Here is a 12,667-nt window from a genome sequence, read left to right as displayed (position 1 = left end):
AACAGTGTTGAGTTGAAAGTACTTAAAGCCCCCTCAAATGAGTAGGGCTTTAAACGTTTCTAGAACTTTATTTTTTCAAAATGATTCTATCATCCTCCAAATAGATTACCACGGGATTTCTTTGCAAAATACGTAAATTTCATCGGAATAACAATTTAACTCATCGACCTTTCAAAGGCTATTCTTTTTTTTCGAAGTAGTGAATTGGACGGATTTCAAGGCGCCAACCGAACTGTTCACCTGCATCTAATTGTGTAGTTGGATGTAAGGATGCTAACTGCACTGCTTCTTTCATGTCCCTTGCTTCTATGATAAACACACTTCCTAACATTTCCTTTGTTTCAATATAAGGACCATCTATAACTGTCACTTTTCCATTCACTCTTTTTAAGGTTTTAGTCTGAATATCAAGACCAGCATCAATTATCACTTTCCCACTATCATATAAATTATCAAGATGGGGTTGACATTGATTCATAACGACATCAATTTCTTCTTTGGAGCGGGCATCCATTTTCTGTGGATCTAAATAACCTAAACAAAGATATTTCATTAAAATCTCTCCTTAATCACAATTGATAAATCGACATGGTTATATTGTTGATTTATGCTTGATTTTTCGTCAGATCTTAACGCAGTGAAACTTTTAGATTTTAACGCAGTCGGTTGCCCGCTTTAGAAGAAAGGTACGCTCTTGTTTATTCTGTGTAAACGATGCTGCACGCTTGAATTCAGCGCATGCTTCCTCATTTCTCCCCAACTTAACAAGTAAGTCGCCACGAACTACTGGCAACAAGTGATAATTTTTTAGGAATGGATCGTCTTCTAATGCGTCCACAATCACCAGCCCAGAGGCCGGTCCATAAGCCATGGAAATAGCAACAGCACGGTTCAACTCCACAATAGGAGATGGTGCCACCTGGACAAGGGCATCGTAAAGTGCAGATATTCCTTGCCAATCCGTTTCCGATGCAGTACGTGCCCTGGCATGACAAGCAGCTATTGATGCTTGAAGTGAGTAAGGACCATAGGAACCACCGATTTGCTCAATCCGCTTAAGCGCCGAAAAGCCGCGGTGAATCAAAAGAGAATCCCAAAGCGCCCGATTCTGATCCATAAGCAATATCGGCTCTCCTGAAGTACCAATTCGCGCTTTGAAACGTGACGCCTGGATTTCCATGAGTGCAAGCAGTCCATGCACTTCCGGTTCCCCAGGAAGAACCTCCGCCAGAATCCGACCAAGACGAATGGCTTCATAGCATAGCGTTGGACGAATCCAGTTCTCACCACCGGTTGCAACATATCCTTCATTAAACATGAGATAGATCACTTCCAGAACGGATGACAACCGACGTAAAAGCTCAGGTCCATCGGGAACTTCAATAGTTACCTTTGAAGCAGAAAGTGTACGTTTTGCTCTGACAATTCGTTGTGCAATGGTTGATTCCGACACAAGAAAAGCTTGTGCAATTTCAACTGTCTTTAATCCGCATAGCAGTTTTAGAGTTAGAGCGACTCGAGATTCCCTGGAAAGCACCGAATGACAAGTTGTGAAAATAAGACGCAGGAGATCGTCATTAATCTCCTCGTCAATAGAATCATAGTCGTACTTCATTTTGGATTCTATGTTGCGACTTATTTCCACATATTTTTGATCACGTAATTTGTTTCGACGCAGAAGATCTATCGCCCGTCGTTTGGCAACAGTCATGAGCCAGGCTCCCGGTTTTTCCGGTATACCCGACTCAGGCCATTTTTCAAGTGCAATGACTAATGCCTCTTGCGACAAATCCTCTGCGATACTGACATCTTGAACAATTCGGGCAACACCGGCTATGATTTTGGCCGATTCTACTGTCCAGATCCCTTCAATGGTACGATGGGTTTCACAGGTTGTCACTATAGTTTTTCTTTCTCTGATTTCTTGCGTAATTTAGCTGCTTCTCTTGCAAACATTATTGGATCCTCTATTACTTGACGCAATTCAATCTGACCTTCCCCCAAGCCCTGTGGGTCCGGCATCCGCATTGCCCATTCGATGGCTTCTTCCCTTGACTTCACATCAATCAGAATGAACCCGGCAATCAACTCTTTCGTTTCCGTAAATGGACCATCCGTAACCACCGGCTTTTCCCCTGGTTTCGGAAACGAAATGCGAATCCCATTTGAACTTGGATAAAGCCCTTTAGCTGCAACCCGCACACCGGCCTTAACTAATTCCTCATTGTACTTACTCATGGCTTCATTGAGCTCTGGACTTGGGAGATTTCCACCTTCTGAATTCTGTGAGGCTTTGACAATCAGCATAAATAGCATAAGTTTCCCTCCTTATTTTCAAGTCAAATTCCTTTTAGTAGACCATTCATACTCGGCCTCTGTATAAATACAACGAACAAGAAAAATCAAAATCGACAAAATAAATATCTTTAAAGATTTTTTTCGATTTATCTCTATAAAAATATTGGCATGAGAGAACTAAACTGCACCTTTAGCGAAAGAGCGAAATATTCATTCCATTCTTCAATTACCATAATATTTCTAAATCCTTTAAAACAACCAGGAAGTATTCATCGGGAAACAAGAAACGCTGGCATCGTTTGATACCAGCTGATAGATCTTAAACAATCGAACCCTTATATGGAATACGGATGTCTAAATATTTCTTTACTTAGAGTGTATTAATTTGTGTTATGTTTACTCATTTACGATTATTTATGATGCGGTTGAAGCGAAGAACCATTCAAGTGAAATTATATTTTAATTATAAGAATCTCGCTACGTTTTTTATGTGTTTAGCTGTAAAGTTCAGGGCGAAAACAGTTTCCAATGCCCTTCGGAGATAACTTCTACCGCTCCGTCGATTACTTTGATGGCGGTTTGATCGTCAATCGCATACGCCGGACCCTGCATTCCCGCTGCCCATCTCTCTGCTGCAGACATGGTGTTTCCTGGCAGCATCTCGTGATCCAGGTGCGGAAAGATTGAAAAATTGACCAGTCTCAGTGTTTCATCGCCACCGCCGGGTGGAGTCCAGCCAACGAAGTATTCCCCGATGTTAGGTGCCATTACCATGCTCCCAGCACTCATTCCCACATAGACCGCTTGGAGCGACGGCAAAAGGTCTGCAAGCCCGGATTGCCGCATCCAATAGCAAAGGTAGAGGGCATCGCCGCCCGACACCAGTAAGACGTCTGTCTCCTGGACCAGTTGCACCCAGCGTTCTTCGTCGATGCTTGGCAGCGCTGTGAGCTCCAGCACGCCGACGGACTTCCAACCCAGGTCAACCATGGGATTCTCGGAATTCCCGCTGATGAACTGCCAGGCCTTGACGCCAGGGCCAACCCAGGGGTGTCCGTACATCGCGGTGGGGATACACAGGGCGTTGGAGTCGGCGATCGGCTTGTCCAGCATGTCAACCAGCGTGTCGTGCATGCTTTTGTTATTTATACCTGCAGATGTGAGCAGAAATTTCATAACTTCTCTCCTTGTCGTTTACTTCAAAGGGAGTGCGGACGTCGTTTGTACAGATTAAGCTGGTAAAAAACCATATTAACTAAATTATATCTAATCAAGGACCTTCCCGTTTCAAGTATATTTTCTATAAGGATGGTTATAAGTCCTTTGTGGGATTTTGTCTGATTATACCCAAATGTGTGATAGTATCGAAAAAAATGTACATAGATTGCTAAGAATCTTTCAACATCTATTTTGAAAATTGCAGATTAATATTCTCTTCTACTTTGTCAAAATTAAACATAAACAAAGCTTACTTGGTGTTATTTTCTTTATGTTGAAACATCATCCTACTATCTCTTTCCTTCTTGAATTAATCTGCTTTGTTAGTTAAAGGTGGGCACACGATTTATGATATAATTTCCACTTATAATATGTAACTTTCTAACTCATTTTTTTGACGCAAATGATGACGAAAATGCATTCCAACCAAATCATACCATTCCTTTGCATTCAACCAGCCGAACCCTCCATGTTCAACTTTATTATTTGGGTTAATATAATCCACTTTTGATTCCCAATGACTCAACCTTTGAATTAACTGAACCATCCTGCTAATTAGGTCTTCCTTGCTGTCTGAATTATTTGGTGGAGAATTTAGTTCATCTGGTAATCTTATTTTAATTGGTGGAAACCCTCCGTTCCTATATAATTGCTCACCAAATTGGGTTTTCCCAAGGGGTTGTTCCTCATTAAGGGAAGCACATGTTTCAATATTATCAAGATACTCATGAGCAACAACAATTAAATGGTCATACATCTGTCCAATAGACCAAACTCCTTCTTCAGAAATATATCTTAGTTGTTCCAGTGAATAATTGTAAAGATCACTTTTGAAAGTAATAAGCAGTTTATAATCACTCATTTAAATACTCCTTTGTAACAGTTGGGTAAAATCTGAAATTTCTGTTTTTTTAATATATAAATAATTATATCATTTATGAAACAAATAACATTCTTTCACTAACCTCCTCCTTTACTCCAGTAAGAGGAGGTCCTAAAGCAATTTTAATGGTTTAGAAAAAATTATTGGGGCTTCAAGATTTGGAGTGGTGTTTTCAACTGACTCTAATAATGCAATTTCATTTATGCTGCCATGAATAGTATGGTTTCTTTTTAGACAATAGTTGAATGCCTCGGACAATTTTTCAGGGGAGATTTTATTAGCTAAAGTACAATGAGGGATCCATTGGTCAGGTAAATAATATTCGTTTGCATTACTGTTAAACTTCTCAAAATATTTATGGTGGTTAGAGTGAAAAGTGATAAGTTCATTAGTTATAGTAGGTGCCAAGAATAACGTTTGGTAGTTTAAAAAAGAGCCTAATGTGTTAAATGTTATTTTGATACTTTGTTTGTCATCATAATAATCATCCATCATCTTAATGTATTCATGCTTATTTAAATTATAATAACTTCCGAAAGTAATATGAGGTCTTGCATCTTTAACTTCATCCGAATAAAAAGAAATCGAATTTACACTTAATTCTTCCCATATTTTTTTGATGGTTTCTTCTGTCTCGTCATCAAATAACCCTATAATCCAATACAAAACTTCATCTCCTTGTCCATTCACTTGTTTTTCCTTGCAAATTCTTTATTATTTCAAGAACAAGCAAGTATGCCTCGTTCAACTTGTCATTACATATCCACTGAGTGGTATCATCACTAGTATGCAATAAATCAGAAACTCCACTGCAACTGAAAGGGATGCTCGGAACTCCGTTTGAGAAAAAAGTGTAGTGATTGCTTTCATACCACGGAGCTGTCCATTGAACCGATGGAAACTCCCTCTTGATTGCTTTTAAATCAGCTTCTAATTCGTCCGACCCAGACATAAGAGTGATGTTATTTGTTCCCAGTGCTTGCCCAATACCATCAAAATTCATAGCTACTATTGCATCCTTGAGACTTTTTTTATGTTCATTTAAATAAAGCTCGTCTCCAAGACCAAGGTACTCTTCGGAGCTGAATGCTATAAACTCAAATCCAGTTTGCCAATCTTTCCGCTTTGCAATCTCCTCGGCTAGCGAAAGGACAAGAGCAACTCCTGAGGCATTATCGAACGCTCCGTTAGTCTCAAACACTGTATCATAATGAGCTGTAAGGATAATCTTTTCTGTCCCTGTACCTTTTACTCTTCCTATAATGTTTCTTGTTTTTCCCTGTGTTCTCTTACTCTCGATCACACATTTCGCTGAGGAGATTGGAAGACTATTTTTTATTATTAAACCTACCTCTGGGGAAACAGTAAGTGAAGGGATGGAAAAGTCCCAATCATTTATGACAGGTAAATTTCTTCCTTTTTCCATTCTTACAAATATGATGGCTGAAGGTTTTTTTCCTTCAAGTAAACGAATTGTTTGTTGATGGTGTTCTGGATTATAAATGGTAAACCCTTTTGGAACATAATTCTCTTTTGATAACTCCCCATATAAAAAAGCTATTTTCCCTTCTAAATCAGATGATGAGGCAAGTTCTTCTATCGTGCAAAAAGGAACGATTTCTCCTGAAACATCACATGGTTTAGAAAAGTTATTCCCTTTTGCCTCAAGTCGTACATCATTTAATTCGATTAAAGCCTCGATCAGTTGCCAATCTGGGACTTTAAATTCTTGTATTTCTACTTCTAATCCGGAGTTTTTGAAAACATTTTCGATATAATTGGATGCTTCCTGATTCGCCCTGGTCCCCACAGGTCGGCATCCAATCTCAGTTGATAACGTGTTAAGGTGGTTCATTATATTTTCCTTCATTATGTGCCCCCAAATATGTATGGATAGTTATTAAAATAAACCGCTCCTTTAGTGATCGAACATAATCATTCTATTTTTATTTTACCATATAATTTCCAAATATTTGAGAAAATCAGGATGTAATTGACCGAAAAAAGAACAGCTGGTATCGTTTGGTACCAGCTGTTCTTTTTTAACCAATTTAACCCGTTAACCTCAAGAAGAAAGGAGCAGTTACGACAACTACTGATCTTTAACAATCTTACCCCATAGTTTAGCAGTCTTTTGGATAGACTCGCCACGCTTCTTCGACTGTGAATTGTTCTCCTCTAAGTTTCAATACATCATTCAGAGGTTTTGCTGTTTTTAATAATTCAGGAAAGTTTGCTTCCATATAATGTTGATGATAGTCTTCACTCTCCCATCCTGTAAATATGAGAAAGTCATTGCTTTGCTTTTGAGAGAATGAGAAAGTTCCTCCAAGCATCCCTTTAGATTTCTTCATTCCTGTATTCCAAACTTCTTCCTGCATATCCACAAAGTGGATAATTTTATCTTCTTTAACTTGTGACATTGCAACTCGTATATAATTAGCTATTTTAACAACATTTACAATGTTATCTTCCGCCCCAGGAACCCTTAGCTTTTCTTGGAACAAACTCACATCAATTGATTCATAGGTGCTTTCTTGCCCTGAATTAACAAAGATTTGGTCATGTTTCTCTTCCATAAATTGACCATAATCCTTTTGGGTCTTCCAAAAAGAATAAACACAAGCTGTTAATGGGTATTTTATACTCCAACCCCCAATTTGACCTAAAAAACCTTTTACTTGCTTAAGAGGTTTCCATTGCTTTTGATGTTCGTAAAATTTTTCTTTGTTACCTTCTTTTACCTTGCAAGAGATTCTTTTTATAATCATTAACTTAAACCTCCATATTGTTAAACCACCTTAAACCTAACGAGTTTGGTTTTGGAATACAAAACACAAAAATCCTGTAAAAATAGAACATTTATTGGTTAGAAATAAACACTTCAAGCTCCTTTTATTATGAATTTAATGACCTATTATTCAACTAAGCCACGTTCCTTAAAGATGAGTTTGAAAGGAATTACTACATGGGTTTATGTAAAATAAATAATTCACCTTTCCTGCCCATTACCCTAACCCCTTTATCTACAAATCCGGCCTTTTTATAAACATGTTGAGCAATTACATTCTCATGATTAACTGCCAAAATGATTTCATTCTTACTTGGAAAATTTCGATTTACAAAAGACTCTAAAACTATTAACGACTGCTTAGCAATTCCTTTTCCTTGGAACTTAGTATTAACTGAATAACCTCTTAAAAGAATTGCATCTTTGTTGTCACTATAAGCCTTAACCCCTTCCCAACCATGCAAAATAAAAAAGCCTGCTGGTTCACCGTTATATAGAATAACGACTGGGTGCCTGGAACTATCCTTTTCGCATTTCAGTAATGCAGTTAAAGGGACCGAAGCATATTTGCTTTGTTCTCCTGATAAATGATAGTCATTTAGTTCCGGCCTATATTTTTCCCTGTAAAAATCCAGAGATACGTTAAAAGTACTTTGAGTAGACGTTTCCATTAATACTCCCCCAAACCGAATATATGTTTGTATATATTTTAATTCTACTTCACTCATAATTCAACTAAACTACCCGTTCATTAAGAAAGGAGTTCCCGCGACAACTTCTGAACCGAAACTCTAGCACCACCACAAAACAATATAAAACACCCAAAACGGAAAGTGCTTTGCATTTTGGGTGTTTTAATTACACTAATTCTTGTCGCAATCAAATCATGTATGTAATTTCACCAGTGTACTTGAAGTTTATTACCATTTAGATCAAAGAAGTGGAAATAGGAGTGTCCATTATCTTCTTTTATATCCTCAACCTTCACGTCATTATCTAAAAGATGTTGACGAAAACCTAATAGATCAGGGCTTGTAAAGCCGAGGCTAAAGGCTGGTTCATTTTCAACTGTAAAATGTACGAATGTTTCATCTTCAGTCGGAACCAGGATAAGTAAAAAAGATCCCTCGTTTACTTTCATAATCGCAAATGGATCATCCGTAATGGTTAACAACTGTAGTCCTAAAACATCTCTATACCACTTCGAAGACTGCTCTAAATCTCTCACTGGGATTCTAATATAATGAACTTGGTCAATAAACGATTTACTCATACTTACCTCTCCTTCATTTAAAGATAAAAAGATTGCTTTGAAATCTGCTTTTTAAGGTAACAATTAATTACATCGGACAGTCAGGATTCTCCCACACATCAAAGAAATTCCCGTCTGGATCTGTAAACGTGAAGAACTTGCCCCATTCACCTTCATCACTAATAGAAGGTCTCACTGAAACGCCTTCTGCTTTAAGCTTGTCGTATAAGGCTTTGATATTTTTTGTTCTAAAGGTAATAATCCAATGGGGTTTGTCATTAAGTGTGAACGTTGCTGTTGTGTCAGCATCTTTCTTCACTAAGTCAAGAATAGGTCGCCCGTTATTCCATAGACTTAACCGAAAATCTTCACGCGGGAACTTAATCTCAAACCCAAAATGTTTCACATACCATTCCGCAGTCTGAAAAATATCAGCCACAGGAATACAACAATAAGCTATGCCTTCTAGACCAGTTTCTAATGTCGTTTCATTCATATTTTTACTCCTCTCGATAAATGAATTTTTACAACTCTTACACATTCTGGAAATCATTTATCAATTCCTGCCTATTTTACAAACTTCCAAAAATCTTGGTAATACAGTATTAACCGATCGTAAAAAAGAAACTGGCATCGTTGGATACCAGCTGATTGATTTTTAACTATTGCAACCTTTAGTTGAAGATAAAATGGTTATTTCTTTATCAATTTAAGATTGTTAATCACATTTCTAAGATTTTTCATCCCCACCATTACCGACCGGATTTCTGGTTCATTTAAAATTGATTGGATTTCAGTGTCTGGAATTTTATCTGTGCTAATTAATTTACCTGAATTAAAAGGAGCGCTTGTCACTACTGTTAAATCCAGTTGGTTTGCAGCTTCTAAAACTGAAGAAGGGTTTTGATTTACCAGTTGCGTTTTCTTATGTTTAGCTTCATCCATAACGCTGTTAAAAGGACATTGAATAAATTTGAAATGGTGATTCTCTCCAATCAGTTCCTTTACCACATCCACAACTTTTCCTAATGAAATGTAACCTTTCTCGTTGGGATCACATATAAGACTATTCCAAGTTGCAAACCCGTAAAAACGAATATTTCCTTTTCTAACTTGGTCTTCGTAAAATAAAAATAACGGTTCAAGTTTTTTATAAAAATCTTCTTCTCCCAGAACCTCCATTGAAATCTCAGGATTATGTATGTAATGAATATCAATTGTCTCTAAACCAAGATGTGTCTTGCTCTGCTCAATCGCAAACTCATAGTAAGAAGGAGCCAAAACGTGACGGTGGTGTTCGACGATATTTAAATCGGATACCTGTAAAACTCCTTGATCAAGGAGTACTTTTTGTAAATAATCTTTAGGTACAAGTCCTGCATCAATATCCCCGGGAATAATTCCAGCCTTGGAGGAAATTACAAATTCGCTGCGCAATAGAAGCCCTTCACTTATTAGGCGTGAAATAACAATGCCTATATCCCGCTCGGAACGCATTCCTCGATAGTTAATCGCTGTGTCTATAAAGTTTATGCCGTTTTTTAATCCATACTCAATCGATGTTTGATAAAGTTCAGAATCCGTTTGATCCATATTACCTAAATGTGTACCAATGGCAATTGGGGAGATACAAAACCAGGGAGTTTCCTTTTTTACAATCCTGTACTTTTCTAAGAAACTTGATGTATCCTTAGATGTTGCATAACCTCCGATCATAAAATCCCTCCTTTTTGCTACCTTAATGCTAACAATTATTTCAAAATAAAAAAGACTGAAAATTCAACACCGAGAGTGATATAATTAAATTAAAGGGAGCACTAAGATAGTTTAGTGCCCCCTTTTTTGGTCTTAACTTATTTTCGTTTCAAACTAAAGTCCCCGTTAAACAATAAAAACTTTAATCGGATTTCCTTATAAAATGAAAAATCATACTAGATAGACTAAATGAAAGTATGATAACTATTGGAGTTACAAAAATAAATCCTATTAAATTTGTTTTATAATTCAAAGGAACAAATTCCTCCCAAACTTTCCCTGTAACTTTCCATAAGACGATGAAAATTAAAACTGTAATCAAAAAATAAATTATTCCTTCTATGATTTTTTTCAATATACTTAACTTCCCCCCATTCAAGATAGTGCATAATTCTAATTTTTTTGTATAAATAAAAAAGGCTTAATACACGTACCTGTCCTTTAGCTCAATAAGATGTGAGCTGCTGCAATAACTCCTGATCTTAAACAATCGCAACCCTATAGTGAATCAAGCCAGTCTACTAATTTTGAACTTTTCTCAGCATAATCGTTTATTTCCTTTATTGTTCCTATTACTTGTGCCGTACCCATCATTTGTTCTTCTTTATTCGTACATTCAATCCACAAAGAACGCTTTAAATTGTATTCAAGCCAACCTAGTTTTCCTAAATAGCCATTTTCTAACACAGTAGGCCAGTCTGCCTTAATTTCTCCGTTGATCTTTTTATAACCATTTATAAAAGCAAAAAACCTTTCTTTATCCACGTATCCTGTCTCATCCTCAGACCAGTATAGTGCTGTTTCTACTAAATCGTGCATTGGATTCACATGACCTGCTGACTCCCAATCAATTAATACTGGGTTATCTTGATACCATAGAACATTTTTTGGATCCAAATCCCTATGGCTAATAACAAAATTTGATGAAAGTAACTTGTTCGCTTTGTTTGCTAACGAACTCCATTCATAAAGTTTATCAACATTTCCAATCATTAATTCAATCCATTCAGCATTACTTTTTTGTCCTTCATGGAAGTAATAATTCCAGTCGATGGTCTGTTCATTGTTTTCTAAATCTTCTTCTATATTAATCTCCGAAAAATCTGTCCTATGTATAGCAGCGAGTAAAGAACCTATCTTTTCACTATGTCTACAACTAATGAAAGCTGGTTTAAGAGTTTGCCCCTCTACCCAATCGAAGACCATATAGAAGTGACTATCTTTTTTTAGAATAAAGTCACCATTGATTATTTTTGCTGGGGCAGCAGGTACTTTCTTTGATACCAAATTAGCGATTCTCTCTGAATTAATATAATTATTCATTGCATCAGGTCTTTTCATAATTTGGGGATTTAAGATTTTAATAGCATATTTTCCTTTATTCGTTTCAACCGCAAACATCTTATGCAAAAGACCACCTGATATTGATATTGGAACCCCAATTATTTCTCCGAGTTTGGACTCGACACATAACTTTTTAAACAATTGAAAATCAACCACTTTCATATACCCCTTAATATTTCATCTTTAATTAAACATCTCATTAAGGTTAGCAACGAGAACCAATCTACTTCCCACTTGTTAACCTGGTTAACCCAACTACCGACAACTCCTGGATCTTCAACTCTTGCATTTAAAATCAATGATTCAACTCAAAGTGTTTTTCCTTTAATTCAATAATTTTAATGCCTGTATCTAATCCCTGAATTTTATTTACTAAACTTTCCACGCCGAAAATTTCTGTGAAAGTGTGACTGCCTACTAAAAGGTTGATCCCCGCGAATTTGGCATATTGAATGGTGTATAAAGTTGCTTCTCCAGTTACATATGTATCACAACCCTCATCAACTGCCATTTTAATATTGGTAGAAGAATGTCCTGCCCCGGTTAATACTCCAACCTTCTTCACCTGTTTTTCGTTATTTTTCCAAAACCTGACTGGTTCCTCTAACTTATTTCTCAGCCTTTGAACTACAACATTAAAATCAATAGGTTTACTAAATTCACCTACACCAGGCATCTCCCCATTATCATAGGCTGAGTATTTAATCACACGGTCAATACCCATAACCTTCATAAGAGAAGTACTAGTTCCAAAGTCAACAAAATCCAGTGGACCATGTATCCAAAAGTGACTGATATTGTATTCCTCTAATTTATTGAGGCATTCCTCTTTTAATCCATAAATAAAATCCCATGCATCATGGTGAGTGACCATCAAGTCAACATTGTTCTCGGCAGCTTTTTCAATTGTTTCGATAGATAAATTTGTTGAATACCCAATTTTTGAAATTGAATCGTTCGATTTATCGGTAAAGCCGTAATCGTCATGAAATTCTTCTAATAACTCTTCAGTAAAAAGCTTTTGGATATATTGTTCGAATTGTTTCAGGTTCATTTTTGTCATCCTACTTTCCTTCTTTAATTACACTCGTTATAACTGTTAACGCGACAGTCATTTTTTATCAAT

Annotated in this window: 14 protein-coding genes; all 14 read right to left on the bottom strand. The window is 36.8% G+C overall.

Going from position 1 to position 12,667, the window contains the following annotated elements:
- Positions 1–178: 178 nt before the first annotated feature.
- Positions 179–553, bottom strand: coding sequence for a YciI family protein (locus FCL54_RS16295; protein ID WP_138127797.1), 375 nt, complete (start codon positions 551–553; stop codon positions 179–181).
- A 93-nt stretch (positions 554–646) separates the two neighbouring features.
- Positions 647–1,900, bottom strand: coding sequence for an RNA polymerase sigma factor (locus tag FCL54_RS16290; RefSeq protein ID WP_138127796.1), 1,254 nt, complete (start codon positions 1,898–1,900; stop codon positions 647–649).
- Positions 1,900–2,316 (bottom strand): YciI family protein, encoded by a 417-nt coding sequence (locus tag FCL54_RS16285; RefSeq protein WP_138127795.1) that lies wholly within the window; start codon positions 2,314–2,316, stop codon positions 1,900–1,902. The genes FCL54_RS16290 and FCL54_RS16285 overlap by 1 nt, the downstream gene beginning before the upstream one ends.
- 489 nt (positions 2,317–2,805) lie before the next feature.
- The gene (locus tag FCL54_RS16280; RefSeq protein ID WP_138127794.1) at positions 2,806–3,474 is read right to left on the bottom strand and encodes a Type 1 glutamine amidotransferase-like domain-containing protein; all 669 of its coding nucleotides are present in this window, start codon (positions 3,472–3,474) and stop codon (positions 2,806–2,808) included.
- A gap of 406 nt (positions 3,475–3,880) precedes the next feature.
- Positions 3,881–4,378 carry a DinB family protein gene (locus FCL54_RS16275; protein WP_138127793.1) on the bottom strand — a complete coding sequence of 166 codons (498 nt, stop codon included), beginning with the start codon at positions 4,376–4,378 and terminating at the stop codon, positions 3,881–3,883.
- Positions 4,379–4,510: 132 nt separating this feature from the next.
- On the bottom strand, positions 4,511–5,065 hold the full coding sequence (locus FCL54_RS16270) for a 2'-5' RNA ligase family protein (protein ID WP_138127792.1): 555 nt from the start codon (positions 5,063–5,065) through the stop codon (positions 4,511–4,513).
- Between the two features lie 4 nt (positions 5,066–5,069).
- Positions 5,070–6,269: a DUF4910 domain-containing protein gene (locus tag FCL54_RS16265; protein WP_138127791.1), complete on the bottom strand. Its 1,200-nt coding sequence runs from the start codon at positions 6,267–6,269 to the stop codon at positions 5,070–5,072.
- Positions 6,270–6,522: 253 nt separating this feature from the next.
- Complete coding sequence (locus FCL54_RS16260; protein ID WP_138127790.1) at positions 6,523–7,170, bottom strand: YdbC family protein; 648 nt, start codon at positions 7,168–7,170, stop codon at positions 6,523–6,525.
- 193 nt (positions 7,171–7,363) lie between these two features.
- On the bottom strand, positions 7,364–7,861 hold the full coding sequence (locus FCL54_RS16255; RefSeq protein WP_138127893.1) for a GNAT family N-acetyltransferase: 498 nt from the start codon (positions 7,859–7,861) through the stop codon (positions 7,364–7,366).
- A 227-nt stretch (positions 7,862–8,088) separates the two neighbouring features.
- Entirely contained in the window at positions 8,089–8,463 is a 375-nt protein-coding gene (locus tag FCL54_RS16250) for a VOC family protein (protein WP_138127789.1), read from the bottom strand.
- 67 nt (positions 8,464–8,530) lie between these two features.
- Complete coding sequence (locus FCL54_RS16245; RefSeq protein WP_138127788.1) at positions 8,531–8,938, bottom strand: VOC family protein; 408 nt, start codon at positions 8,936–8,938, stop codon at positions 8,531–8,533.
- 197 nt (positions 8,939–9,135) lie between these two features.
- A complete protein-coding gene (locus tag FCL54_RS16240; protein WP_138127787.1) occupies positions 9,136–10,158 on the bottom strand; it encodes an aldo/keto reductase in 1,023 nt (340 codons plus the stop codon).
- Between the two features lie 537 nt (positions 10,159–10,695).
- Positions 10,696–11,703, bottom strand: coding sequence for a phosphotransferase (locus FCL54_RS16230; protein ID WP_138127786.1), 1,008 nt, complete (start codon positions 11,701–11,703; stop codon positions 10,696–10,698).
- 133 nt (positions 11,704–11,836) lie between these two features.
- A complete protein-coding gene (locus FCL54_RS16225) occupies positions 11,837–12,595 on the bottom strand; it encodes a Nif3-like dinuclear metal center hexameric protein (protein ID WP_138127785.1) in 759 nt (252 codons plus the stop codon).
- Between the last annotated feature and the right edge of the window lie 72 nt (positions 12,596–12,667).

It is taken from the genome of Exobacillus caeni, assembly GCF_005747095.1.
GTDB classification, from domain to species: Bacteria; Bacillota; Bacilli; order Bacillales; family Guptibacillaceae; genus Exobacillus; species Exobacillus caeni.
This window is presented reverse-complemented; position numbering and strand designations above follow the sequence as displayed.